The organism is Lysinibacillus sp. A1, assembly GCF_000801965.1.
GTDB classification, from domain to species: domain Bacteria; phylum Bacillota; class Bacilli; order Bacillales_A; family Planococcaceae; genus Lysinibacillus; species Lysinibacillus fusiformis.
The window spans coordinates 582,699-606,510 of sequence record NZ_JSZM01000012.1 but is presented as its reverse complement, the minus strand read 5'-3'; the positions used below and the strand labels follow the sequence as shown (position 1 = coordinate 606,510).

Sequence of the window (23,812 nt, the reverse complement as noted above, 5' to 3'; positions counted from 1 at the left end):
AAAATGCGAAAAATAAAGGTCAGACATCCGACCCGAAAAAAATTTTCTGAAATTTTTAAGCGCGGGGATGAAATTGCTTATATACTTCCGATAATCTTGTTTTGCTAATATGTGTGTATATTTGCGTTGTTGAAATATCTGCATGACCTAGCATCTCTTGTACGGCGCGTAAGTCAGCCCCATTTTCGACTAAATGAGTAGCAAAAGAGTGACGCAATGTATGGGGTGTTAACTCATGTTGGATGCCAGCTTTTAAAGCATGCTCCTTCATTAATTTCCAACAACCTTGTCTTGTTAAACGTTTCCCTCTTTGATTAATAAAAAACGCATCAGTTTTTGGATATTTTCCCTCTAATTGACCACGAGCATTGTTTAAATAGGTGCTTATGGCTGATAACGCGCTTTTGCCAAGAGGAATGATTCTTTCTTTTCCACCCTTCCCAAACACCCGAACAAAGCCCATTGTTAAATGAATATCAGCTAAATCTAAAGCAATAAGCTCACTGATTCGCATACCTGAGCCATATAATAATTCAAGCATCGCTAAATCACGGATACCTTGTGGCTTACTTCGATTGGGCGCTGTCAATAAGGCTTCAATTTCTTCTATAGATAAAATATTCGGTAATTTTTGCTCAATTGTCGGCATTTCTAAGTGTACTGTTGGATCTGATTCAGCACGCTTTTCTCGGAGTAAAAATTGGTGGAAACTACGAATAGATGAAATATGGCGAGCAATCGTACGGCTTGTCTTCCCTTGTGCACGTAGTTGCTCTAAATGTCGTAGTATAGTCGTTCTTTCTACACGATTAAAATCAGCCATGCCTTCTGCATTTTGCAAAAAATTCACATAGCTTTCTAAATCTCGGCGATAGGATGCTAATGTATTAACAGATAACTGCCGTTCCACTTGGATAAAATGGATATAATCCTCTACTGCATATTGAAATTCATTCATCACAACGCCCCCTTACTGTCAATTATTTTCTATTTTAGCATGGCTATTAGAAATGTGCTAAAGCCTCCTCCATTCGACATAAACCAACGGAAATAAGGATTTATTATTTCATAAAAAAACAAAAAACTGCCCGATTTAATCTATAACAGAGATTAAAACAGACAGCTTTTCGTTAATTTTCTTCATTCGATTCGTCGTTTTTATCATGACAGCGCCAGCATATACCGTGGAAAGTTAGTCGGTGATCCTTTATGATAAAGTTCCAACGCTTTTCAACAACGGCTTCCACATCTTCAAGTAAATCTTCTTGAATCTCATCAACAGCTCCACATTCAATACAAACTAGATGATGGTGGAAATGGGCAGCTCCCTCTTGGCGTAGGTCATAGCGCGACACGCCATCGCCAAAGTTGATTTTGTCGACAATTTTGAGCTCAGTTAATAATTCTAACGTTCTATAAACAGTAGCTAGACCGATCTCTGGTGCTTTTTCTTTTACTAAAAGATATACATCCTCAGCACTTAGGTGGTCTTCTTCGTGCTCAAGCAAGACAGCAACTGTTGCTTCTCGCTGCGGCGTCAGCTTGTAACTAGCACTATGCAACTGTTTTTTTATACGATCAATTCGGCTCTCCATGTGACGCCCCCCTAAACTCTTTCCATTATACCAAAGGAGTAAATCCTATTACAAGATAGTGAATAGATTTCTAACATGTTCTACTTTTTTATCTGATCACAATGTCTGTCTATTAAACCCATCATTTTAACACATAAGAAACAACAATAAACTCAGCAACTATTATGATGAAAAATGCGATAAAATTCAACAAAATTGTCCGACCAGATACTTGTTTCCCGATTTTTCGCTTTGACCAAGCAGGTACAAGTAAATTGCATAGGACTAGCAACAATATACAATAGATAAGCTGAAATGGAAACCACCAAATCGTATAAAGCCAAAAAGCTTCAAGTTTTTGTAATAAAAAAACAGAACTAAAGCCAAAAAAAGTGGCACGCATCGCTACAGTTACACGTACTAAAACTTTTAAAACACTGTGAGTTGCTAGTAATAATACAAGACCTATGGAAATGGCGACAGGAAGCACTAAACGAAAAATCGAATGCCTGTCCCCATCGGCTAAACGAGGTTCTATAAATAAAATAAACGGTTCCGCTTTCGGTCCACCAAAAATATGAAAGAAAATAACGCCACAAACAAAGCTAACGGCAATGATGGAAGCGTGATAAAATATAGACACCGTACGAGACATAAACATGCTCCTTTTCTATCAAGGTTTGTACAGCTTATGCTCGTCCGTCTCTATTATGCTAAAGATTATTTTCTAAATGGGCAGCAAGCCAAAGTACAGCAAATGCAGTTTTAGCATCAAATATACGTTGATCTGCGACCATTGATTGTGCTACTTCCAACGAAACTTCTAAAAGTTCGACAAACTCATCCTCATCTAATGCTGCTTTATTGTCGATGATATACAAATCCTTCGCTACATATAGATGAATGACCTCGTCTGCAAATCCCGGCGACGTTGCAAATGTTTGTAAATATGTAAGGCTGTGCGCGCCGTAGCCTGTCTCTTCCTCTAATTCACGGCGAGCTGTCATTGCTGGTTCTTCACCAGGTTCAAGTTTCCCTGCTGGAATTTCAACAATAGAACGGTCAAGTGCCTTACGATATTGTTCCACTAACACTAATTTACCCTCATCTGTCACAGCAATTACCGCAACCGCTCCAGGATGCTTAATAATTTCGCGCTTTGCAACCTGACCATTTGGCAACATGACATCATCAACTTGTAGTTTTACAATTCTTCCGTCATAGATTGGTGTCGTTTTTGTCGTTTTTTCCTCAAACTTTTTCATAGACGATAACCTCGCTTGTCCTTCAGATATGTTCATTGTACCATTACAAGTAAAGAAATCGAAGGAGGTCGTTTCATGAAAAAGAGGAAGCTTGGCACTAGTGAATTATTCATTTCTGAAATTAGTTTAGGAGGCATGTCACTTTCGACAGATAAAAAGCAAGGAGCTACTATTGTCGATATGGCATTAGATGCGGGCATAAATTATATAGATACTGCCGATTTATATGATTTAGGGGCTAATGAGGAGATTATTGGCGCGGCATTAGGAAAGCGTCGTCAAGAGATTATACTTGCCACGAAGGTAGGTAATCGTTGGACTGAAGGTGTGCAAGGCTGGCAATGGGATGCTTCGCCATCTTATATAAAACAAGCTTTTCATGATAGTTTGAAACGGTTAGGAACGGACTACATCGATGTTTATCAGTTACACGGTGGTACAATCGAAGATGACTGGGATGGTATTATCGACACTTTTGAGAGCCTGAAAAAAGAAGGACTTATCCGTGAATATGGCATTTCCTCGATTCGTCCAAATGTGTTACAACGTTTTTTACCTACAAGCTCTGCTAAAAGTGTCATGATGAAATATAGTGCATTAGATCGTCGCCCCGAAGAGTGGTTTGACTTTATTGCGAACGAAGGTGCTTCTGTTGTAACTCGCGGCACAGTGGCAAAGGGCTTATTAACAAATAGCTGGCAGCAACGTCTTCAACGAGTAAACGGTTTTAACACCTATTCTTCAGAAGAGTTAACAACAACGTTAACAAACTTAGCTTCACAGTATAATGACTTACATGCATTGGCACTAGCCTTTAATTTAAAAGAGTCAGCAATCGCTTCTACAGTGATTGGAGCAAGCTCACAGGAGCAACTAGCACAGACCCTCTCTGCCTATGAAAATACGGCTGCTATAACCAATTTTGAAGCAGCAAATACGTTAACGAAAAATGAACAATATGTAGAACATCGATGAAAAAGTGGTTAATCTTCATCATCTGTCTTGTTGTGCTTATCATTTCCTCGAGCATGACTTACGAACAACAAAGTATTTTACCAAAGCTTAAAGATTTATTAGCTAATAAACCTTTTGAAAAACAACTATCCGTTTTAAAAATCCCTTATTGGGACACAGTCGTATCAGTTGAAGAACGTGGTTATTTTCCATTTGTTGAATTTTTAATTCGTAAACTAACACATTTTATCGGTTTTGGATGCATTGCGCTCGGTTTGTACTTTGCATGGGGAAAACGCCGTTTTGCAGCAACTATTGCTATTGCTGGAACGGCTTTAATTGCTATGCTTGATGAATTTCGTCAAAGCTTTACACCAGGTCGCACAATGAGCGGTCAAGATGTGCTTGTTGATACAGCTGGAGCCATTGTTTTTGTTGGTGTCGTTGTGGTCTTCAGGAAATTGTTGAAAAATAAAAGACAAAAGGCACTATACTAGCCTTTTGTCTTACATATATAATCCTTATAGAAATCTCCAATAATAAAGAGACTCCGTTTCTTTATATAAGGTAGCCCCTGCTTTTTCTAAAACTCGATGCGAAGCGAAATTATCTTTTTCTGTATCTGCAATAATATACTGAACATTTGGTTGATGATGTAGCCAGTTTATCATTGTTATAATGGTTTCTGTCATATAACCACGTCCTTGAAAACTAGGAAAGGTATAATAACCAATCACCACTTCCTGCCTCTCATTTGGCATCCCTTTTAGCATAATGCCCCCAATAGCACAATTCTGTTCTTTACATACAATCATCCAATTCGTATGCCAAATATAATTTTCTTCATCTTCCAAAACTTTGGAGCGTCTATAGTTCAATGCCTGTTTTAGCTCATCATCAATAATCCCCTCTAGCTTATGTAAAGAGAATTCAACTGCTAAATCATTCTTATGCTCTATTAGCAATTGTAAATACTTAGCATTTAAAGGAATTAATCTTAATCTTTTAGAATATAATTCAAACATCATTGTTCTCCTATCATAATTTAATCTATTTACTAAACTATAATAAGGTATATGTTATTGGCAGCGTCTCCCACATCATGATTTGTTACTTATAGAATATCGACTTTTTTGGTTATCCAAAAACAGTGAACCCACATGCGCGAATTCACTGTTTCCTTATTAATATTTCGTGCCTTTATCGCCATACTCGTTTAATAATTCTTCAAACGATTTATTTTTTTCTCGTTGCTTACGTTCAAAAGCTAGTTTTGCTTGGCGCTCTTCTTCTGCCGCCTGTTCTTTCACGGTTAAATCTTGCTTTGCCGCTTTTAATTTAGCTAACACATCGCCACCTAGCTGGTCTGCTAATGTGACTGCCTCCTGCTTTGGCAAGCTCGCTGTCATGCTATTGCTTGTCTGTTGTTGTTGTTTTCGTTTCTTTCCCATTTCATTCACCTTCTTATTGACATCAAGGACGCTTCACTACTGTAGCTACCCCTTGACCACCACCGATACATAACGTGGCTAAGCCCATTTTCGCATCACGCTTTTCCATCTCATGTAAGAGTGTGACCAAAATACGAGCACCACTTGCACCGATCGGATGACCAAGAGCAATCGCGCCCCCGTTGACATTTAGTTTATCATGATTAAAGCGTAATTCACGATCAACAGCAATCGATTGTGCTGCAAATGCTTCATTTGCTTCAATTACATCTATTTCATCTAATGTTGCTGCTGCCTTTGCCAGTGCTTTTTGTACTGCTATAACTGGACCAGTTCCCATAATTGCAGGATCTACTCCTGCGCTTGCATTGGCTGAAATAATCGCCATTGGTTGAATACCAAGCTCTTGTGCCTTTTTCTTCGACATCACAACAACTGCCGCTGCCCCATCGTTAATGCCTGAAGCATTCGCCGCTGTTACGGAGCCATCTTTTTTAAATGCGGGACGTAGCTTACCTAGAGATTCCTCTGTTACACCTGCACGTGGAAATTCATCCTTGGCGAATACAATAGGCTCTCCCTTACGCTGTGGAATCTCAACAGCGACGATTTCATTTTCAAATTTGCCTGCTGCAATTGCTGCCTCTGCGCGTTGCTGAGAACGAGCTGCAAAAGCATCCTGTTCTTCTCTTGAAATTTCATACTTATCACATAAATTTTCAGCTGTAATTCCCATATGATAATCATTAAAAGCACACCATAGACCATCATGAATCATAGTATCCACTACCTTTTGATCGCCCATTCGGAAGCCTTCACGCGCATTTTTTAAAACATAAGGTGCCTGGCTCATATTTTCAAAGCCACCAGCCACGACAATATCAGCATCACCTGCTAAAATAGCCTGCGTTGCTAAATGCACAGCCTTTAAACCTGATCCACATACTTTATTAATTGTTAATGCTGATACTTCATGTGGTAAACCAGCCTGTATCGCTGCCTGACGAGCTGGATTTTGTCCAAGACCAGCCGATAACACGTTCCCCATAATGACTTCATCGACTTGTTCCCCAGCTACTCCTGCACGCGCTAAAGCGTCCTTAATAACAATGCTACCTAAAGTTACAGCTGGTACGTCTTTTAATGTCCCCTGAAATGAGCCTATAGCTGTTCGTACAGCGCTCACGATTACTACCTCATTTATCATGTCCATTCTCCCCTTTTCCCCGTTCAAAAATCAACACTGCTGCATATGCTACTAGCAGATATGTATATTTTAACAAATATTTTGACGATTTTCGATAATAGAAATAATCGCAGTTTTGCCAAAGTTATTGTAAAATGTTGACGTGTTTTAAACAATCTCAGTTGGGAACATTACAAATAAGAAACAGCATGTGGAGGTGTTTTATGATGAAAAAGAAGATGCTTTTATTCTCTGGTATTACAACAACGCTTGCCGCAGCAGCTACTGGTCTGTTCGGCTTCGCGCTTTCCAATAAATTAATGTATATTCAACAAAAAGATCCTGAATTTGTTCGTGAACGAGAAACGACAGCCAAACGCTTTGATGAGGCTTGGTACAATAAAAACTTGAAATGCGAATTAAATATTGATTCTCCTAATGGTTATACGATTCGAGGAATTATGCTTCAGCCGTTGCAAACCAATAACACGATCATCATATGTCACGGTGTTACCGAAAATAAAATAAATTCCGTTAAATACGCTCGGCTATTTGAAAGGCTTGGCTATAATTCAGTCATCTTTGACCATCGCCGTCATGGCGAATCTGGTGGCAAAACAACTAGTTATGGCCACTATGAAAAAAATGATCTTGACGCAGTAGTCAATACAGTGAAAGCCATGATTGGTGAAGATGCAATACTAGGTATTCATGGAGAATCTATGGGTGCAGCAACAATGTTACTTTATGCAGGTACGGTTGAAGATGGTGCTGATTTTTATATTTCTGATTGTGCATTCTCCGATTTTTCCATGTTGCTCAAGCAAATTGCCAAAACTGAATTTAAATATGGCTCTATTATTCCCATTCGTTTTGCCGATTTCTTTGTCCGCCTCCGGGACGGCTACTCCTTCAAAAGTGTGACCCCCGCCGAAGCAGTGACCCATATTGAAAAACCTGTACTTTTTATCCATAGTATCCCTGATTCATTTATTCCAGCGTCCATGTCACTAGATCTTTACAATAAAAAAGTAGGTCCTAAAAAATTAAAGCTATTTGATACTGGGGCACATGCCCAATCCTTTAATGAAAATATGGATGAATACGAAGATTTAATTCATGATTTTTTAGAAAGTTTTATTTACCAAAAAATAAATCGGGATTCTTCCTCCTCCAATGTCATTCCATTCCATTTTTAACGCAAATAAAAACCTTGCTTATATTATTCCTGCAAGGTTTTTTTCCATATTTATTCTTCAAAAACGATATGCCATTCCTCTCGTTTCGCTAAAAATTCCTTCGCTAATGCTTGTGCTCCTTCTAAGCTATGACTCGCAGCCCAGCCACATTGTACCTCATTACATGCAGGCACTGCTGTCGCCTTTGTCACGTCAGTAAATGTTTTTTCTAAAATAGTTAATAGGTCCTCATAATCTTCATGATTAATAAGGGATACATAGAAGCCTGTCTGGCAACCCATTGGACTGAAATCAACGATATGGTCAGAATAATTACGAATGATATCCGCAGATAAATGCTCTAAGGAATGCAAAGCTGGCATTTCCATATGCTCTTTATTAGGTTGCTTCAAGCGAATATCATATTTGTACACTTCATCGCCATTTTTCCCTGCTTTAACTCCCGCTAACCGAACATACGGGGCTTTTACTTTTGTATGATCTAGATCAAAGCTTTCTACATTTGTCTTTTCGCGTTCCATATTTAACAGCTCCTTTTCTATGAATACTATTTATTATAGCTAGTTTTTCTAAAATTAGTGGGAATATTTTAAATTGCTAGTTTTTTTATGTTTTCACAGAATATTTCAAACGAATAGAGTTAAAAATTTTTTCATTCTTGTTTCTAAAAGACTGCTACACATCTTACTAACATAAGAAATTGCGTTGTAAAAAAATTTTTTACAGCCTTTTGTTAAAGAATTTCATAGTCAGTTTCAAATTTCTAAATCGCTGAAGCCAGTTGAGACAAGGAAATCAAATATTTACAGATCATTAGAAAATCCAAGGGGTGAATCCTTTTTAGGTAGGGCTACTCAAAGGTCCCAATCCGACAGCTAACCACGCAAGCGTTATATGAGAAGGAAAATGGAGCCATATTCATTTTTTGAATTGGAAAATTTCGGAATCCATTGAGGACGAGCATCTCGTTTGATGGATGGAACGTTATGAATTGGGTCGATGACATAGTCATTAATGAAAACGAATTCTTTCTGCCTAAGTGAGAGCTTCATTCTCAGTAATTAAAGTAGAAATCGGAGGGAAACAAACTATGAACAAGCAAAAAAATAAAGGGATCTTTTATGGCTGGTGGATCGTAGCTATTTAATCGCATTCCAGAAATTATTGATGCGAGGCACATATGACCTTCACACCATTTTAACACCTTCACTTTATAATAATATAGATCTTTGTACATTAGTCGCCCCTTTTGTCAAAGAAATTGTCGGTGAGGAAAACTTACAGATAGACGAAGAACCTTTAGCTGGTACAGAAGATTTCTCTTATATTAACCAGCGTGTACCAACGATGTTTATGTGGGCTGGATCAAACGGTTTAGGAAATCAAAACTATTCACTTCATAATCCCAATATTATTTTAGATAAGGGTGTTCTACCGTTAGGTGTAGCTGTTGTTGTACATAGTGCAATTAACTGGCTGAACGCTTCTCTTCATTAAAAACAAGGGGATGTCTCAACCATTTTGAGACATCCCCTTTTATGAGTCCATGTAAAAAGCAACCAGTTACCTTAACCAGCTGCTCCTTAAAAATTCCAATTATTTTTGGAATTTATTCATTTGTGCCATCATTTGACGTACTTGCTTTTCAGACGGCGTACGACCCATTTGTGCCATCATCATACGAATCATTTGCTCATTAATAGGTGGGTTTTCTTTTAAATATTTCATCATAGCTTGACGAGCGAAATAGAAACCAAGTGCCGCTCCCGCTGCTAATGCGATAATTACGATAATAATCCAGCCCCATGTAGGCATACAACCAACCTCCTCCACTACAATATACCGAGAAAAAACTCTCCACGCTCCATTATACACCAAATGATAGCATGTTACTATATATTGTAGTGAAATTTCCTAGTGCATTGTATACTTCATAGGTTTCAACCATCCACATTCATTATCTTGTTTATTGAAAGCAATAAATCGTTCACTCATTTTGGCAAGCATTTGAAATAAATCTAAATCTAGCATTCGTGAACCCTCACAATAAACACAAATCTTACGATCCACTAAATAAATAGCCATTTTGCCTTTTATCGGATGTTCTAAAAACAAAGCATTACGAGCTCTTTCTAAATGTGCATATTTGGAATCAAGTTGATGCTCCAACATTGCTGCTATTTCATCAAAACGAACGGATTCACATATATACGCAAGCTCTTTTAAGGATTTCTCATTGGCGTCTTCACAGCCTTGCATCATCTCTAACAACTTTCGCTCTCTGCCAAAAATAAACGTTAAATGCTCTTCTTTTATCTTATATATGGAATAGGTTCTCACCAGAAATCCTCCTTCGCTCAGTTTATTTTCCATAAGTATAGCTCATCCCATCTTGTTAATTTGTCAAACGGAGGAAGGTTTCATCTTCTATTTTTGTCGAAAAGCTTCTAGTTTAGGATCTAAAAATTACTTTATGGCAGATGATAATTAGCTCTTAAAATGAACTGCTATTTTTCAATGAAAACAAGCAAGATACACTCATTGTGTACATCAAAAACCCACTTTTATTGCAGCCTAGATAGTTCTCAGCCTCAAGACCTAGTAGAAAATCAATTTCGAGTCCGTTTTAGACAATCTTGTAAATAGGTAACATAAAGGTACAAACGAAAGGAGCTAAAACAAATGAGAAAATTTCTTTTATTAACTGGAGGCGTTATCGCAGCATGTGTTGCACTAGCCTTAATCGGACCATTGGCAGGCTTACTATTCTCCGGATTATTTGTAGCACTAGGGATGCATTTTTACATGGCGAGCAAGTCTAATTTCGGTAAAATCTTTTGGTTCGCGGTTGGTCTAATCGGTATCCTATCAGCAGTATCGAACATTCCTGCAATGATTGGTCTTGCAGCAATCGCAATTGTCTATGTCATTTATAAAAAATGGAATGGCGAAGATGTAAAAATCCCAACAATTGAAAGTAAAAAAGAAGAAGATCCATTTACAAACTTCGAAAAAGAATGGTCAAATTTAACAAAATAAAAGGAGAGAATGAATATGAATTTATTTCAACGTTTTAGATATACAGTAGAGGCAGACTTACATCAGTTATTTGATAAGAAGGAACAAAAAAATCCAATTGCTATGTTAAACCAGTACATCCGTGAAGCTGAAAAACAAACAGAAGAAACAGGTAAATTATTAGAACGTCAAGGACAATTAAAAGAAAAGCTTGAGCAAGAATATCAACAAAATGCAGATTTACTCGCTAAACGTGAATCTCAACTGACATTAGCACAAACTAGTGGCGAGCAAGATTTAATTGATTTTGCAACAGATGAAGTGACAGCTTACACTGCCCGTAATCATACATTACAGGCAAGTATCGAAGCAAGTACACGTGAATATTTCGAGCTAGAGCGTAAATTTGAAACAATGAAACATAAAATTAAAGACATGAAAGTTCGTCAATTACAGTTAATGGGCAAAGAAAATGTCACTCGTGCCCATCATCAAATGGATGGTATGATAGCCAAAAACAATAAAACAAATTTTGAAGATTTGGAAGCTTATATTGATAAATTGGCTTATCAAATTGACAAAGATCATGAAGTTACAACATTTGAAGCAAGATTGGCACAATTAGAAAAAAAAGCTTCAGAGGAAAGCTCTCCACTGCTAATTGAAAATAAATAACATGTTATAATGGAAGCAATGCGCCAACTCTAACCGGCGCATTCTTTCACGTTTTAAAACAGAGGGTCCCATTCCCTCTTTTATACTAATAGTAGAAAGAAGGGTGACCCTCTTGCAAAATTTCACTACAAATAAGCTCACATTTTGGGTACTATGCTTCTTTTTACTCGTTTTTATGGAGCTTACTATTTTTAATAATGGTGGCGCTTTTTGTTTATTGATTGGGGCCGTACTGCTTTATTTAAGCTTTGCTAAAAAAGTCCGCTTTTTTAAATGGACCGGCATATTCTTCATTGCGATTGCATTATTCACAATGTGGAGCCTCCGTCTATTCATTGTCATTATGCTCTTATATATGCTTTATCAATACTTACAACGAGAAAATGAACCAAAAATAGTTGGTGCTGAGCTTTTTGAAAAACTATCTACCTCGAAAAATGACTTAATTGGCACCATACCAGCACCAACAGAAGCATACAAATGGCAAGATGTGCAAATTCAACGTTTAGCAGGAGATATCACAGTTGATACGACTCAAACGATTTTGCCTGCTGGCACAAGTCTAATTACGATTCGTCAAGGGATTGGTAAAGTTCAAATCTATATCCCATATGAAATACCTTTTCGTATACACTATACGACCCTATTTGGTGAGCTTACTTGCTTACATGTGGGTCCACAACGTATTTTAAATGAAAGTGTTAGCTTTTCTGATGGAAATCCTGAGGATGCAAAACGCATTTTAATTATTCATGTTGCAACATGGCTTGGAGATTTGGAGGTGCTGCGTAAATGATTGCCTTTATCTCAAGATTATTTACCTTATTATTCATTTTAATGAGTGCTACATTCGGATTGCTTGTTGCAGTATGGGGAAATCCTGATGAGAAAACTTGGGAACCTTTATGGCGACAAAATTATGATAATTTTCCTCTCGGCGGAATTATTGTAGTCAGCCTATTTGCTCTTAGCTTCCTTTTTACCAGTTGGATTAGTATGACTGCTCGTGCCCGAGAAGCTCAAGCAACGAAAATTATAAAGCAGTTAATCGAACCTGATTTTGTGCTTTCTAAAAAGCAAGCCCTTCCGAAACCATTAAAAAAAGCACTTGTGCAAACAAGTGAATTAATAGATACACAGCGTAAAAGTCTACAGCGCTTATCCAATGAACGTGCAGAAGCTCATGACAAAATTATACAGGAACGTATCATTGCTGAACGTCAGCGTCTGGCTAGAGAATTACATGATTCTGTGTCGCAGCAATTATTTGCGGCCTCCATGTTGCTTTCTGCTTTAACGGAAAATGACGAAAATGCGACTAGCTTAAAGCAAGTGGAAAAAATAGTTCAGCAAGCACAGCTCGAAATGCGTGCATTATTATTACACTTGCGACCTGTTGCACTTCGCAATAAAACACTCGCCCAAGGCTTAGAGGAATTAATTATCGAGCTTCAGCAAAAGGTTTACTTCCATATTGAATATGAGCTAGAAGAAATGGCATTAACGAAAGCAGAAGAAGATCACCTATTCCGAATTGCCCAGGAAGCCCTCTCTAATACACTTCGACATGCCAAAGCAAGTGAGGTTGAATTGTTGCTTGTTGCACGAGATGACTTAGCCATTTTACGCATTCAAGATAATGGTTTAGGCTTTGATGTAGAGGCAGATAAATCCACTTCTTACGGCTTGCAAAATATTGCTGAACGAGCTGTTGAAATTGGCTGCACATATAAAATTGTGTCAGTCCCTGAAGAAGGAACGATTGTCGAAGTTAAAATTCCACTACATAAAGAGGAGGTCAATGACAATGATACAAGTGCTCATAGTGGATGATCATGAAATGGTGCGTATCGGCGTTTCGGCGTACTTATCCGCACAGCCAGATATTACAGTTGTGGGAGAGGCTGAAAACGGGCAAGAAGCAGTTGAGCGTGCCCTTGCCCTAAAGCCTGATATTATTTTAATGGATAATGTTATGCCCATTATGACTGGTGCTGAGGCAACAGCAGAAATTTTAGCCGCATGGCCCGAGGCAAAAATCATGATGGTGACTAGCTTTTTAGATGATGACAAAGTCTACCCTGCTTTAGAGGCAGGGGCAGTGAGTTATATATTAAAAACATCTAATGCTAAACAAATTGCAGAAGCCATTCGTAAAACAATGGGTGGCGAAACGGTATTAGAGCCAGAAGTTACATCTAAAATGATGCACCGTATGCGCCACGGCAATAATACACCCCTTTACGACCACCTTACTGACCGTGAAATGGAAGTTTTATTGCTGATGGCACAGGGTAAAGCCAATCAGGAAATTGCTGACGAGCTATATATTGCTTTAAAAACTGTGAAAACACATGTAAGCAATATTCTAGCAAAGCTTGAGGTTCAAGATCGCACACAAGCCGTTGTCTATGCCTTTCAGAACGGGCTTGCTAAATAATTTCTACATAAAAAACTGCATAACCATATGCAGTTTTTTTAATTAAACATATTTTAGAAGACTCTTGCTACGGGATGTATTTGTTCATTCCTTTAGTGATACGGCATCCAATTGCAAAAAAAATACCGCAACACCCTGCGAATTCATACGTACGCTGAGTGTTGCGGTATTTTATTAAAAATCTTATAGTGCTTTTACTTTTGCAACTACATTCTCTACAGTGAATCCGTATTTTTCCATTACAATTTCACCTGGAGCTGATGCGCCAAATTTATCGATTGCAAGCACATCACCTTCAAAGCCAGTATATTTATGCCAGCCGAATGATGCACCCATTTCAATCGCAAGACGTTTAGTGACAGCTTTTGGTAAAACAGATTCTTTGTAAGCAGCATCTTGTTTTTCAAAGCGGTCCATAGATGGCATTGAAACGACAGCTACATCCATGCCTTCAGCTTTTAATGCTTTTTGTGCCTCAACAGCAAGTGAAACCTCTGAGCCTGTTGCAATTAAAATCGCATCCGCTATTTCTTTAGTAGCAGGAGATACTGTGTAAGCACCCTTCGTTACACCTTCACGTACTGTTTCAATAGAAGCGTTAAGAACAGGTAAGTTTTGACGAGACAATACTAATACTGTTGGCGTATTTTCTGATGCAACGGCAAGTTCCCACGCAACAGCTGATTCATTTGCATCCGCAGGGCGAACAACAGATAAATTAGGCATTGCACGTAATGATGCAAGGTGTTCAATTGGTTCATGGGTTGGACCATCTTCTCCTACCGCAATCGAGTCATGTGTAAATACATACGTTACAGGAAGACCCATTAATGCTGAAAGACGAACTGCCGGACGAACATAATCTGAGAACACGAAGAATGTTCCACCAAATACATTTAAACCACCGTGAAGAGCCATACCGTTTAAAGCAGCGCCCATTGCAAATTCACGAACACCAAACCAGATGTTGCGACCAGCATAATCGTCTGCAGAGAAATCGCCTGCTCCCTTCATCGTTGTTTTATTTGAGCCAGCAAGGTCAGCAGAGCCACCAAAGAATGATGGTGTTTTCTTAGCGATAGCGTTAATCGCATCACCAGAAGAAGAACGTGTTGCAACAGATTTACCAGCTTCATACACTGGTAATTCAGAAGCGAAGTCTGCTGGTAATTCACCATTCATAGCATGTTCAAATTGAGTAGCTAACTCTGGGAATTCTTGTTTATAAGCAGTAAATTTCGTATTCCAAGCTTCTTCAGACTGAGCTCCCTGCACTTCAGCTGCAGCATTAAACGTATCATATACTTCAGCAGGAATTTGGAAAGGCTCGTGTGCCCACTCATAAGCAGCTTTTGTTAATACCACTTCATCTGTACCAAGTGGTGCACCATGTGAATCAGCTTTACCTGATTTATTTGGAGAACCAAAACCAATCACTGTTTTCACTTCAATCAATGTTGGTTTGCCAGTTGATTTTTTAGCTTCTTCAATAGTTGCGTTAATCGCATCAACATCTGTGCCATCTGCAACTTTTAAATAATTCCAACCATAAGATTCAAAACGTTTTTGTACATTTTCTGAGAATGACTTTTCTAAGTCACCATCTAAAGAAATATCATTAGAATCGTAAAGCACGATTAATTTTTCAAGTTTTAAGTGACCAGCTAATGAAATAGCCTCTGCTGCAACGCCTTCCATTAAGTCACCATCACCACATAATGCAAATGTATAGTGGTCAACGATGTCATGACCTGGTTTATTGTAAGTAGCTGCTAAATGACGCTCAGCCATTGCCATACCTACAGTCATGGCAATACCTTGTCCTAGAGGACCAGTTGTCGCTTCCACACCTACTGTATGACCATATTCAGGATGTCCTGGTGTTAATGAATCCCATTGGCGGAAGTTTTGAATTTCTTCCATTGGTAAACCATAGCCGCCTAGGTGAAGTAGGCTGTAAAGAAGCATGGAACCATGACCAGCTGATAATACAAAACGATCGCGATTATACCATTTTGGGTTCGCTGGATTATGGCGTAATTGTTTTGTCCATAGCGTATAAGCCATTGGCGCTGCCCCCATTGGTAAACCTGGGTGACCAGAATTTGCTTTTTCAATAGCATCGATTGACAAAGTTCGGATAGCATTAATTGCTAATAAATCCGCATGTTGAGTCATTATATTGTGACATCCTTTCTCGTCCTATAATTGTTCTTCTACAGTTTAGTCAACATTGCTTTAGAAAACAATGCTTTTGTAATACTATTTGTATTTTCATACATACTTTGTTGAATTGTGTCACATTAATTTAGAAATTTATTTTTTTTCGCTTGTCTTACCTTCTCAGGCGTGACATCATTTCCTTCTGCATCAACCACTTTTACGTTTTCAATCGTATCACGCATTGTTGCTCTAAATGTATCTAAGTATTCCTTACGAAGCGCTGTTCGCTCCTTTGCCTCTTCATCCGTTAGTTGACCACTTTTCGCTTTAGCAGAAAGTTCATTTATACGGTTAATTTTTTCTTTTGATAACATCGTTACACACCTTTCAGTACATACCTTATTGAACTCAGTATGCAAAGTATAGCACGGTTTCCCATTAAATGCAGTTATACCAGCCCTTATTCAAGCTGTTGAAATAAAAAATACATGACTTCCAGATGTTTGAAGTGTATAAATATTATATGGAAGGAAAAATTTAACTATATATTGGAGGATATACATGTGAACGTGACAACTAAGCGATTACTCATTCGAACATTTCAAGAGCAGGACTGGGAAGCTGTTTATAGCTATACTTCAGATGAAAAAGTGATGCACTATATGCCTGAGGGTGTTTTCAATGAAGAACAGGCAAAGAAATTTATTGCAGAAAATAGTAACGACAAAGCAAAACATTTTGCTATTGTTTCAAATAATTGCGAGCAAGTGATTGGTCATATCGTTTTCCATCCTTGTTTCGGCGATCATACTTATGAAATCGGTTGGGTACTAAATCCAGCTTATCAAAATCAAGGCTTTGCTTCTGAAGCTGCCCGTGCTGTATTAGACTATGGATTTAATGAAAAGAAACTTCATAGAATTATTGCAACCTGTCAGCCCGAAAATATCGCTTCCTATAAAGTTATGGAAAAGATCGGAATGCGGCGTGAAGGATATTTTAAAAAGTGTATACCATATGGGAAGGAATGGTGGGACGAATACTATTACGCAGTTTTACGTGAAGATTGGAACAATTTATTAGAAGGTTAGAAGAACGTTAAACACTTGTGAAAATGCGCGCCTATAAACATTGTTGGGCTCTGGTTAATGATGTATGATCCAACCATACAATTTAGCTTGACTAACTTTTGAAGAAGAGCTATTGAGGAGGTATGTTTCGATGGCAAAATTTCATCCTGATTACATGATTACTATGAAAGATTTTGTAAAAGAACACTCAGTCCTATTACGAAAACAAACGCAAGACGTTGCCATACCAGTTCCCTTAGAGGACCGATATATATTATTATCTATGCTTCAATATTTAAAAAACAGCCAAGACCCGATTTTAATAAAAAAGTATAAACTCCGTCCTGGTAGTGGCCTCTCTGCCAATCAAATTGGCGTTGATAAAAGAATGTTTGCTGTATTTTTTGAGGATCACGACCAAAAACACGAAATGATGTTCATAAACCCAAAAGTAATGAGCCATTCTATTAATATGATCTATTTGCCTGAGGGGGAAGGGTGTCTGTCTGTTAATCGACCTGTTCATGGTTTTGTACCAAGATATGAACGAATTAAAGTAAAAGCCTATAATATTGATGGACAGGAATTTATGATGTCTTTAAAAGGCTATGAATCTATCGTTGTACAGCATGAAATCGATCATTTAAACGGCATTATGTTTTATGATCGAATTAATAAAGATAACCCTTTTGAACTACCCAAAAATGTTATTATCGAAAGCTTGTATTAAAAAAATTAGCGGGCTATATTATTTGCCTGCTAATCTTTCTTGATGCTCTTGGAATCGGCGATGTACGGTTGCCTTACTTACCTCAAAGCCTAGTCCTCTAAGCGTAATGGAAATTTCCTCAAAGGTAAAACCACGATTACGTAGCTTCACAATTTCATCAACAGGCAGTTCTTTCCGCTCCTGACCATGTGGATTGCCACGATTGGATAGATTATTTTCAGGGCGATAGCCATTTTCCACAGCACGACGCATACCTCTGCGAATTTTTGCATTATGGATTCTACGTTGATATTCTTCTACAATTGCTAAAATCTCTAGTAGCATCGTATCCATTTCGTTTAATTGGACTGGTCCTGCATCACGCATCGAATAAACATCTGTTGCTGATTTTTGTAATAGATGCAATACTGCCATTCTTGCATTTCCACGACCTAAACGAGTTTCATCTTGTACAAAAAGAGCTTTTATTTCCTTCTCTTTTATAAAATCAAGCATTTCCAGTAAGCCTTCGCGTTCAACATCATAACCGCTATGCTTATCTTTAAAAACACCCTTTACTTCATAGCCTTGCTCTTTAGCATAGCGCACTAATTCTTCTTGTTGGCGCTCTAATGAGGAGCTTTGCGTTTCTTTTTCAGTACTTACTCGGCAATAGACAACAGCCGTCATTTGATTATTTTTCATTGTTCGTTTCTCGCAATTTCAATAGTTTTGATGGGACTGGCTTGATCACTCAAAACTGGAATGACTAGAGATTTACCTGCCACGATTTTAATGTCTGCTAACTCATTTTCTGATTTGACAAGCTTAATCCAATCTTCTTTACTCATTTTACCACGGTATTGTTCTGCTAACGACCACAAGCTATCCCCATGTTCGATTTGAATTTCAGCGTAATTAACATCCCCCGGATCAGTGATGTAAAGGTAACTTGCTAAGAGTAAGCAAGCACCTAATAATATAGTGATATGTGTATTTTTCTTTAACCATGTCATCATTATAACCTCATTTCTAGAATGTTTGTTCGGAATGTATGTTCTCATAATAAAGCGAACAAACGTTTTTGTCAAACACTTTTCGAACCTATGTTTGCATACGTGTTCGCATTCTGTTATACTATCAAATAAGAAGATTGATATTAGAAAAAAGAGGTGAGCAATCATGAAAAAAGTATCGAAAAGACAAGAGGACATATTAGCGTTCATTAAAGACGAGGTACGAGCTAAAGGGTATCCGCCATCAGTCCGTGAAATCGGGGAAGCTGTTGGACTTGCTTCAAGTTCAACTGTTCATGGTCATTTGGCTCGATTAGAACAAAAGGGTTTTATTCGTCGAGATCCAACAAAGCCACGTGCTATTGAAATTCTTGAGCCTGAGGAATCTATCCAAAAGCAACATGTCATCCATGTACCACTTGTAGGGAAGGTTACAGCAGGTTCTCCTATTACAGCTATCGAAAATATTGAAGAGTATTTCCCACTGCCAGATACATATGGCACGAGTGAGGATCAGTTATTCATGCTAGAAATTATGGGTGAATCGATGATTGAAGCGGGAATTTTAGATGGTGACTTAGTGATCGTAAAGCAAAAGTCAACAGCCATTAACGGAGACATTGTTGTAGCCATGACAGCTGAGGATGAAGCTACTGTAAAACGCTTCTTTAAGGAAAAAAACCATTTCCGCTTACAGCCTGAAAATTCTTCAATGGAACCGATTATCGTCGATCAAGTATCAATTTTGGGACAAGTTGTTGGTCTTTATCGCCGTGTACATTAATTAAATGAGGGTTTGAGGATTGTGTTCCTTCACTGAGCATATATCCTCTTTTTTACGCAAAAAAAGAATCCACAAACTATTGGATTCTTTTTACAATGACCTCTCTATGCCTCTTTTTTAAATTTCAAACTTGCTTCAACAAACGCTGCAAATAACTTTTGTGCATGCTGATCTCCCGCTATAGCCAATTCCTCTGGGTGCCACTGCACAGCCAAACAGAATGGTAAATCCTCGTGCACCACTGCTTCAATAATGCCATCACTTGATTTCGCCGCTACTTTTAAATTCTCCGCTAGTACATTCACTGACTGATGATGAAAAGAATTGACGGCAATTTTCTCTTGTTCCAGAATAGTAGCTAATAAATTCTCCGCAATAATTTGTACATAATGCGTTGCTACTGACCTACCAGCTTGTTGCATATGTTTGATTAGCTTCGTACTATAATGGTCACTATCAATGTCCTGATATAACGTCCCACCTAATGCAACATTTAATATTTGGATACCCCGACAAATGCCGAAAATAGGCATTTTCCGTACAAATGCAGCCTCAATTAATGCTAATTCCACGGCATCTCTAGCTGGATGAATTTTACCTAGCTTTGGTGAAGGCTCCGCTCCAAATAGGAAAGGATGTACATCATAGCCTCCAGAGAGCAATAAGCCATCTGTAAGGGCTAAAATTTGAGCAGCATCTTCCTCCACACCTAACGGAATAATAAGGGGGATACCGCCCGCCTCAATAACACTTTTGCTGTAAGCAGCATTTAAATGAGCTGATAAATCATCTTCTACAAAAGCTGTAATTCCAATAATCGGCTTCACTTGATTCCCCTCCACAGAATTGAAGATTAAACACTTACCAATAACCTAAATACCAATTGATGAACGAATCTCCGTAGAAATAAACAATCGTAGCGGCTAATGCAATAGATGGACCAAAGGGAATAGGTGTTTGTCTTCCTTGTTTACGCTTTAATAAGACAACTATTCCGATTATCATACCAATGAAAGCGGCAAAAAATAAAGTCAACAGCGTATGAATAGTGCCGAGAACGAGACCAATTAAAAAGAAGAATTTAATATCTCCCCCTCCCATTCCACCTTTCGATAAAACCGCAATACTGTATAATATGCCAAAACCAACGAGTGCACCCACTAGGCTGTCCCACCAAGGTGTTAAAGGTGACAGTACACGTCCTATGACCAAAAAAGGCAAAAAGAATAATAGAATCTTATCTGGAATTAACAGATAGGTAAAATCTGAAACAACTATAATGACTAACAATGAGATAAACGATAAAGCTACTATAAATTCTAAGCTCCAGTTTAGCTCCAAATAAGCAAAGGCAAATAATCCCCCAGTTAACAATTCTATCGCTGGATATAGCCAAGAAATTTTAAAACCACAGCCTCGACATGTTCCTCTTAAAAACAGATAAGACAATACTGGCACTATATCAAGAGCCGTCAATTGTCTCTGACAGCTCGTACAATGGGAGGAGGGATATACAAGAGACTCCTTCCGCGGCACACGTAAGCCAACTACATTATAAAAAGAGCCAAAGACTAGACCAACTAGAAAAATGATAATTGTATAAGCCATTTCCAAATTTATGTCCTCCTAAACCAATAGGCGCCCATACACAATAAGTATGATGCGCCTATTCATATAATTATTGTAGTCTTGCTCAGCAATCCACGTATCGAATGTTATTCAACAATGGACATTGATAATGAGAGATGTATTTGAAGAATATTTCATAAAAGGTTTGAAGTCATACGGTACAAAAAAAGAAGGAGTAGAGTAAGAGTAGTATCAGTTTAGCACAATATAAAAGAGATTCCAAAAATCATTGGAATCTCTTCAATTTATTTCCTCAGCAACCTACCTGACAACAGCATGCCAATGCCACCAATTGTTATAAATAGAACAGCTCTAATTAATAAATCAAGGGCTGATAAGTCAAAGAAAATAAGCTTGATAAACGCAATGACTAAAATAACAAAACCTGTAGTACGAAGCGTTTTTAAGTGTTGCGTGGAACTAATCCATAGCGAAATGCTCGCTGTGAGGAATAATGTAATCGTTGTAAGAGCTATACTTAGCTTCCAATCAAGTAGATGACTATACGTAAATTGATGAACTAGCCCCCAGATTGAGATCATTGTGAGTACGACACCTGAGCTAACAATAGTGTCTACATATTTCCCCATTCGCTCTTCATACAGCCGATATATACGACCCTTTACTAGAACGTCTACAATAATCGCCATAATTACCGCTATATAAACTAATCTGGTCATCATATTTAAGCTATCCATCATAGAAGGCTTTGTACTGATCATCAAAGATAATACTATAAAGAATGCTCCAAGGACAGGTGTTAATGCGCGCCCTTTGAATTTCTCTGACACGAGCAGAGATCCTGCAAACAAAGCAGCTAGTGCAATACACATCAAATACTGAATACCATTTGTTGCCGCAAAATAGGCTGAATCTAGTTTACTTATATAAGCTAAGAAGTAACCTGTGGCGATTACTGCTAAAATATCTATGGCATATAAATCCTTCATGACTTTCTCAAAAGGTGACAACGTTTCTTTTGGACGTCTAGCATACAAGTAAATGACTACTAGATAAATAATTGGCATGAACAGACTTAAATGCTCAAAGCTAATAAATGGTGTCGGTTCATGGAAAATGAAGTTTAGCAACAATGTAATCACAAGGAAAAATGATGTGACTACCTTCATCATACTGGCACGTAATCGTAAGCTCATCATTACACCTGCAAATGCGATCAATGGATATAGTAAATCATCCACTTTATCAGGTATATTCATAATAAGTATCGTATTACATACGGCAATAAATGCGAGTGTTATAGCACTATCAAATACTTCCTGCCATTTTTGACGATGACTATAAAACGCTAATGCTATTAATAAAGCAATGAAAATAAGTAGCACCGCTTCTCCATATTCGAGTGAACGTATGATCAGGTTCATCAGCAATAAACTAAATGACCCTAACGAAAATTGGAGACCAATATGAAGAGGTTTCCATTTAGATTGTGCATTATATAATCGACACCAGCTTACATAAAAGATTGCCAGTATAGCAAGTAAACCCAAAGCAAAGACAACTTGCTTGTCATGATTCATAAATGCTACAACACCTATTGCCAGCACTGAGAAAAAGGTTGAAATATAAAGAGCAAGCTTTTGCTTGTGCTGTTGGACAACCAATTGCAGCATGGCAAATAAAACGATAACAAATAGTAAAATAATGATGGCACTAAAGTCCATATATTCTAATAAATAAGGTAGTAATAACGAGGTAAAAGCAACAAAAATAGTTAATGCCTCATTTTTCTTTAAGTAACTTATGGCAATACCATAGCCAATATAAAGAACTGTAATACCAAGCGCTGGTGTAAGATGGATGATTTCATACAAAATGGCACTAGCTGCAGTCGTTAATATCCCAACAATGAATGCTCCACCATATAATGAGACCGTAATAGCAGGTGAGCCTACTTTTCTACGTTCCAGAATATAAGCGATAATCGCCAAACCTACCGATAATGAATAGGCAAGGATGATTTTCACGCCATTCGATAAATAACCATAGTCACTAACAAGTTTGAGACCCCAAAGTACCCCCATAACTAAAATAACCATGAATACTTTTGGAAGTGCCCACATAACACGTTCCTCCATCGATGGCTGTGGTTGCACCTCTTTTTGTGCTGTTTTGACTGGGGTAGACTTCGGCTCCACTGTCGGTTTTGGTGTTGGAGTTGGTGTTGGTTGTATTGGAACCGATTGCTCGATCATGGACTGTCTTGCATCAAGAGTATTTATTTTTTCATTGCTTTGAATTCGCCTTAATTCACTTAACTCCTGACGTAAATCTGCCATTTCCTCCTCAAGTTTAGCCACTCTTCGTTCCATTTCAAGGGACATTCAATCATCCTCCCCACTTTATCAATTTTCTAACATTATAACATATTTATCCTTATTGTAAAATTACACTTTTCGAATACTTTATCGTGGTCTCCTATACATTAATGCCTTTTCACTATCACTTGTACCTTTTGTCGTTGGGTCCACTATGACACCCATTAATACAAGAATAGATAGCACTGTATTTAAAATAGATGCAATTTGCTCACTCATTGCAGCTGTCAAATCAAAGCCGAAAATCGCCCCTACTTGTTGTGCGAGTAAGAGTAACAATGAAAATAGCCCTAGTAAAAATGGTATATGTTGAAGACGAACCTTCCAGTTAATTCTCATA

At 38.0% G+C, this 23,812-nt stretch carries 30 protein-coding genes and 1 riboswitch; of the genes, 12 read left to right on the top strand and 18 right to left on the bottom strand.

Features of this window, described 5'->3' with window-relative positions:
• Window positions 1–55: 55 nt before the first annotated feature.
• The 4 genes from xerD to PI85_RS12435 form a co-directional block, all read right to left on the bottom strand.
• Window positions 56–958 carry a site-specific tyrosine recombinase XerD gene (gene xerD / locus PI85_RS12450; RefSeq protein WP_036124264.1) on the bottom strand — a complete coding sequence of 301 codons (903 nt, stop codon included), beginning with the start codon at window positions 956–958 and terminating at the stop codon, window positions 56–58.
• A 172-nt stretch (window positions 959–1,130) separates the two neighbouring features.
• A complete protein-coding gene (locus tag PI85_RS12445; RefSeq protein ID WP_008174639.1) occupies window positions 1,131–1,595 on the bottom strand; it encodes a Fur family transcriptional regulator in 465 nt (154 codons plus the stop codon).
• A 121-nt stretch (window positions 1,596–1,716) separates the two neighbouring features.
• The gene (locus tag PI85_RS12440; RefSeq protein ID WP_025114062.1) at window positions 1,717–2,229 is read right to left on the bottom strand and encodes a hypothetical protein; all 513 of its coding nucleotides are present in this window, start codon (window positions 2,227–2,229) and stop codon (window positions 1,717–1,719) included.
• A gap of 58 nt (window positions 2,230–2,287) precedes the next feature.
• Window positions 2,288–2,839, bottom strand: coding sequence for an NUDIX domain-containing protein (locus PI85_RS12435; protein ID WP_036124262.1), 552 nt, complete (start codon window positions 2,837–2,839; stop codon window positions 2,288–2,290).
• A gap of 75 nt (window positions 2,840–2,914) precedes the next feature.
• Here PI85_RS12435 and PI85_RS12430 point away from each other — a divergent pair, with 75 nt between their 5' ends.
• Window positions 2,915–3,814 (top strand): aldo/keto reductase, encoded by a 900-nt coding sequence (locus tag PI85_RS12430; RefSeq protein WP_036124260.1) that lies wholly within the window; start codon window positions 2,915–2,917, stop codon window positions 3,812–3,814.
• Window positions 3,811–4,290, top strand: coding sequence for a VanZ family protein (locus PI85_RS12425; RefSeq protein WP_036124258.1), 480 nt, complete (start codon window positions 3,811–3,813; stop codon window positions 4,288–4,290). Before PI85_RS12430 ends, PI85_RS12425 begins: the two co-directional genes overlap by 4 nt.
• Before the next feature lie 24 nt (window positions 4,291–4,314).
• Here PI85_RS12425 and PI85_RS12420 read toward each other — a convergent pair whose 3' ends face one another.
• From PI85_RS12420 to PI85_RS12410, 3 genes are all read right to left on the bottom strand, one after another.
• Window positions 4,315–4,818: a GNAT family N-acetyltransferase gene (locus PI85_RS12420; RefSeq protein WP_036124256.1), complete on the bottom strand. Its 504-nt coding sequence runs from the start codon at window positions 4,816–4,818 to the stop codon at window positions 4,315–4,317.
• A gap of 159 nt (window positions 4,819–4,977) precedes the next feature.
• Window positions 4,978–5,244: a YqkE family protein gene (locus PI85_RS12415; protein WP_025114058.1), complete on the bottom strand. Its 267-nt coding sequence runs from the start codon at window positions 5,242–5,244 to the stop codon at window positions 4,978–4,980.
• A 22-nt stretch (window positions 5,245–5,266) separates the two neighbouring features.
• Window positions 5,267–6,451: an acetyl-CoA C-acetyltransferase gene (locus PI85_RS12410; protein ID WP_144422598.1), complete on the bottom strand. Its 1,185-nt coding sequence runs from the start codon at window positions 6,449–6,451 to the stop codon at window positions 5,267–5,269.
• A 206-nt stretch (window positions 6,452–6,657) separates the two neighbouring features.
• Between PI85_RS12410 and PI85_RS12405 the strand changes: the two genes are divergently transcribed.
• On the top strand, window positions 6,658–7,629 hold the full coding sequence (locus PI85_RS12405) for an alpha/beta hydrolase (RefSeq protein WP_036127701.1): 972 nt from the start codon (window positions 6,658–6,660) through the stop codon (window positions 7,627–7,629).
• 50 nt (window positions 7,630–7,679) lie between these two features.
• Here the strand turns inward: PI85_RS12405 and PI85_RS12400 are convergent, their stop codons facing one another.
• On the bottom strand, window positions 7,680–8,150 hold the full coding sequence (locus PI85_RS12400) for an S-ribosylhomocysteine lyase (RefSeq protein WP_036124252.1): 471 nt from the start codon (window positions 8,148–8,150) through the stop codon (window positions 7,680–7,682).
• A gap of 238 nt (window positions 8,151–8,388) precedes the next feature.
• Window positions 8,389–8,535, top strand: a riboswitch (cyclic di-AMP (ydaO/yuaA leader).
• Between the two features lie 222 nt (window positions 8,536–8,757).
• Between PI85_RS12400 and PI85_RS12395 the strand changes: the two genes are divergently transcribed.
• Complete coding sequence (locus PI85_RS12395; protein ID WP_036124250.1) at window positions 8,758–9,126, top strand: M20/M25/M40 family metallo-hydrolase; 369 nt, start codon at window positions 8,758–8,760, stop codon at window positions 9,124–9,126.
• A 99-nt stretch (window positions 9,127–9,225) separates the two neighbouring features.
• On the opposite strand, the gene PI85_RS12390 is transcribed toward PI85_RS12395, so the two are convergent.
• Together PI85_RS12390 and sirA are read right to left on the bottom strand one after the other, a co-directional pair.
• Entirely contained in the window at window positions 9,226–9,444 is a 219-nt protein-coding gene (locus tag PI85_RS12390) for a YneF family protein (protein WP_004232154.1), read from the bottom strand.
• A gap of 99 nt (window positions 9,445–9,543) precedes the next feature.
• Window positions 9,544–9,969 carry a sporulation inhibitor of replication protein SirA gene (gene sirA / locus PI85_RS12385; protein ID WP_025114054.1) on the bottom strand — a complete coding sequence of 142 codons (426 nt, stop codon included), beginning with the start codon at window positions 9,967–9,969 and terminating at the stop codon, window positions 9,544–9,546.
• Window positions 9,970–10,311: 342 nt separating this feature from the next.
• Between sirA and PI85_RS12380 the strand changes: the two genes are divergently transcribed.
• The 5 genes from PI85_RS12380 (at window position 10,312) to PI85_RS12360 (ending at window position 13,762) form a co-directional block, all read left to right on the top strand.
• Window positions 10,312–10,668 carry a hypothetical protein gene (locus tag PI85_RS12380; RefSeq protein ID WP_036124249.1) on the top strand — a complete coding sequence of 119 codons (357 nt, stop codon included), beginning with the start codon at window positions 10,312–10,314 and terminating at the stop codon, window positions 10,666–10,668.
• A 15-nt stretch (window positions 10,669–10,683) separates the two neighbouring features.
• Complete coding sequence (locus tag PI85_RS12375; protein WP_036124247.1) at window positions 10,684–11,322, top strand: PspA/IM30 family protein; 639 nt, start codon at window positions 10,684–10,686, stop codon at window positions 11,320–11,322.
• Between the two features lie 112 nt (window positions 11,323–11,434).
• Window positions 11,435–12,118 (top strand): cell wall-active antibiotics response protein LiaF, encoded by a 684-nt coding sequence (gene liaF / locus PI85_RS12370; protein ID WP_036124245.1) that lies wholly within the window; start codon window positions 11,435–11,437, stop codon window positions 12,116–12,118.
• Window positions 12,115–13,155 (top strand): sensor histidine kinase, encoded by a 1,041-nt coding sequence (locus tag PI85_RS12365; protein WP_036124243.1) that lies wholly within the window; start codon window positions 12,115–12,117, stop codon window positions 13,153–13,155. The genes liaF and PI85_RS12365 overlap by 4 nt, the downstream gene beginning before the upstream one ends.
• Window positions 13,130–13,762, top strand: coding sequence for a response regulator (locus PI85_RS12360; RefSeq protein ID WP_008174684.1), 633 nt, complete (start codon window positions 13,130–13,132; stop codon window positions 13,760–13,762). Before PI85_RS12365 ends, PI85_RS12360 begins: the two co-directional genes overlap by 26 nt.
• 183 nt (window positions 13,763–13,945) lie before the next feature.
• Here the strand turns inward: PI85_RS12360 and tkt are convergent, their stop codons facing one another.
• Window positions 13,946–15,940 carry a transketolase gene (gene tkt / locus PI85_RS12355; protein ID WP_036124241.1) on the bottom strand — a complete coding sequence of 665 codons (1,995 nt, stop codon included), beginning with the start codon at window positions 15,938–15,940 and terminating at the stop codon, window positions 13,946–13,948.
• Window positions 15,941–16,065: 125 nt separating this feature from the next.
• Window positions 16,066–16,299, bottom strand: coding sequence for a DUF896 domain-containing protein (locus tag PI85_RS12350; RefSeq protein ID WP_008174688.1), 234 nt, complete (start codon window positions 16,297–16,299; stop codon window positions 16,066–16,068).
• 189 nt (window positions 16,300–16,488) lie between these two features.
• Between PI85_RS12350 and PI85_RS12345 the strand changes: the two genes are divergently transcribed.
• Both PI85_RS12345 and def read left to right on the top strand, forming a co-directional pair.
• Window positions 16,489–17,016 (top strand): GNAT family N-acetyltransferase, encoded by a 528-nt coding sequence (locus PI85_RS12345; protein WP_036124238.1) that lies wholly within the window; start codon window positions 16,489–16,491, stop codon window positions 17,014–17,016.
• Between the two features lie 130 nt (window positions 17,017–17,146).
• On the top strand, window positions 17,147–17,725 hold the full coding sequence (gene def / locus PI85_RS12340; protein ID WP_036124237.1) for a peptide deformylase: 579 nt from the start codon (window positions 17,147–17,149) through the stop codon (window positions 17,723–17,725).
• 18 nt (window positions 17,726–17,743) lie between these two features.
• Here the strand turns inward: def and PI85_RS12335 are convergent, their stop codons facing one another.
• Together PI85_RS12335 and PI85_RS12330 are read right to left on the bottom strand one after the other, a co-directional pair.
• Window positions 17,744–18,409 (bottom strand): recombinase family protein, encoded by a 666-nt coding sequence (locus PI85_RS12335; RefSeq protein ID WP_036124235.1) that lies wholly within the window; start codon window positions 18,407–18,409, stop codon window positions 17,744–17,746.
• Complete coding sequence (locus PI85_RS12330; protein ID WP_235318480.1) at window positions 18,406–18,723, bottom strand: LysM peptidoglycan-binding domain-containing protein; 318 nt, start codon at window positions 18,721–18,723, stop codon at window positions 18,406–18,408. The genes PI85_RS12335 and PI85_RS12330 overlap by 4 nt, the downstream gene beginning before the upstream one ends.
• A gap of 163 nt (window positions 18,724–18,886) precedes the next feature.
• On the opposite strand from PI85_RS12330, the gene lexA reads away from it, so the two are divergent.
• Entirely contained in the window at window positions 18,887–19,504 is a 618-nt protein-coding gene (gene lexA / locus PI85_RS12325) for a transcriptional repressor LexA (protein ID WP_008174697.1), read from the top strand.
• 104 nt (window positions 19,505–19,608) lie between these two features.
• Here lexA and PI85_RS12320 read toward each other — a convergent pair whose 3' ends face one another.
• The 4 genes from PI85_RS12320 to PI85_RS12305 form a co-directional block, all read right to left on the bottom strand.
• On the bottom strand, window positions 19,609–20,331 hold the full coding sequence (locus tag PI85_RS12320) for a gamma-glutamyl-gamma-aminobutyrate hydrolase family protein (RefSeq protein ID WP_036124228.1): 723 nt from the start codon (window positions 20,329–20,331) through the stop codon (window positions 19,609–19,611).
• Between the two features lie 34 nt (window positions 20,332–20,365).
• Window positions 20,366–21,118 (bottom strand): A24 family peptidase, encoded by a 753-nt coding sequence (locus PI85_RS12315; protein ID WP_036124226.1) that lies wholly within the window; start codon window positions 21,116–21,118, stop codon window positions 20,366–20,368.
• 260 nt (window positions 21,119–21,378) lie between these two features.
• The gene (locus PI85_RS12310) at window positions 21,379–23,478 is read right to left on the bottom strand and encodes a DUF2339 domain-containing protein (RefSeq protein ID WP_036124224.1); all 2,100 of its coding nucleotides are present in this window, start codon (window positions 23,476–23,478) and stop codon (window positions 21,379–21,381) included.
• An 81-nt stretch (window positions 23,479–23,559) separates the two neighbouring features.
• A complete protein-coding gene (locus PI85_RS12305; RefSeq protein WP_025114039.1) occupies window positions 23,560–23,811 on the bottom strand; it encodes a phage holin in 252 nt (83 codons plus the stop codon).
• Between the last annotated feature and the right edge of the window lies 1 nt (window position 23,812).

Bases quoted from the DNA above. Each gene is read 5' to 3' on its own strand.
- PI85_RS12360 (WP_008174684.1), top strand. From the start codon at position 13,130: ATGATACAAGTGCTCATAGTGGATGATCATGAAATGGTGCGTATCGGC.
- lexA (WP_008174697.1), top strand. From the start codon at position 18,887: ATGAAAAAAGTATCGAAAAGACAAGAGGACATATTAGCGTTCATTAAA.
- def (WP_036124237.1), top strand. From the start codon at position 17,147: ATGGCAAAATTTCATCCTGATTACATGATTACTATGAAAGATTTTGTA.
- PI85_RS12420 (WP_036124256.1), bottom strand. From the start codon at position 4,818: ATGTTTGAATTATATTCTAAAAGATTAAGATTAATTCCTTTAAATGCT.
- PI85_RS12350 (WP_008174688.1), bottom strand. From the start codon at position 16,299: ATGTTATCAAAAGAAAAAATTAACCGTATAAATGAACTTTCTGCTAAA.
- PI85_RS12440 (WP_025114062.1), bottom strand. From the start codon at position 2,229: ATGTCTCGTACGGTGTCTATATTTTATCACGCTTCCATCATTGCCGTT.
- PI85_RS12410 (WP_144422598.1), bottom strand. From the start codon at position 6,451: ATGATAAATGAGGTAGTAATCGTGAGCGCTGTACGAACAGCTATAGGC.
- PI85_RS12375 (WP_036124247.1), top strand. From the start codon at position 10,684: ATGAATTTATTTCAACGTTTTAGATATACAGTAGAGGCAGACTTACAT.
- PI85_RS12445 (WP_008174639.1), bottom strand. From the start codon at position 1,595: ATGGAGAGCCGAATTGATCGTATAAAAAAACAGTTGCATAGTGCTAGT.
- PI85_RS12335 (WP_036124235.1), bottom strand. From the start codon at position 18,409: ATGAAAAATAATCAAATGACGGCTGTTGTCTATTGCCGAGTAAGTACT.
- PI85_RS12365 (WP_036124243.1), top strand. From the start codon at position 12,115: ATGATTGCCTTTATCTCAAGATTATTTACCTTATTATTCATTTTAATG.
- PI85_RS12435 (WP_036124262.1), bottom strand. From the start codon at position 2,839: ATGAAAAAGTTTGAGGAAAAAACGACAAAAACGACACCAATCTATGAC.
- PI85_RS12430 (WP_036124260.1), top strand. From the start codon at position 2,915: ATGAAAAAGAGGAAGCTTGGCACTAGTGAATTATTCATTTCTGAAATT.
- PI85_RS12400 (WP_036124252.1), bottom strand. From the start codon at position 8,150: ATGGAACGCGAAAAGACAAATGTAGAAAGCTTTGATCTAGATCATACA.
- PI85_RS12425 (WP_036124258.1), top strand. From the start codon at position 3,811: ATGAAAAAGTGGTTAATCTTCATCATCTGTCTTGTTGTGCTTATCATT.
- PI85_RS12405 (WP_036127701.1), top strand. From the start codon at position 6,658: ATGAAAAAGAAGATGCTTTTATTCTCTGGTATTACAACAACGCTTGCC.
- PI85_RS12390 (WP_004232154.1), bottom strand. From the start codon at position 9,444: ATGCCTACATGGGGCTGGATTATTATCGTAATTATCGCATTAGCAGCG.
- PI85_RS12330 (WP_235318480.1), bottom strand. From the start codon at position 18,723: ATGATGACATGGTTAAAGAAAAATACACATATCACTATATTATTAGGT.
- PI85_RS12415 (WP_025114058.1), bottom strand. From the start codon at position 5,244: ATGGGAAAGAAACGAAAACAACAACAACAGACAAGCAATAGCATGACA.
- xerD (WP_036124264.1), bottom strand. From the start codon at position 958: ATGAATGAATTTCAATATGCAGTAGAGGATTATATCCATTTTATCCAA.
- PI85_RS12380 (WP_036124249.1), top strand. From the start codon at position 10,312: ATGAGAAAATTTCTTTTATTAACTGGAGGCGTTATCGCAGCATGTGTT.
- tkt (WP_036124241.1), bottom strand. From the start codon at position 15,940: ATGACTCAACATGCGGATTTATTAGCAATTAATGCTATCCGAACTTTG.
- PI85_RS12305 (WP_025114039.1), bottom strand. From the start codon at position 23,811: ATGAGAATTAACTGGAAGGTTCGTCTTCAACATATACCATTTTTACTA.
- PI85_RS12310 (WP_036124224.1), bottom strand. From the start codon at position 23,478: ATGTCCCTTGAAATGGAACGAAGAGTGGCTAAACTTGAGGAGGAAATG.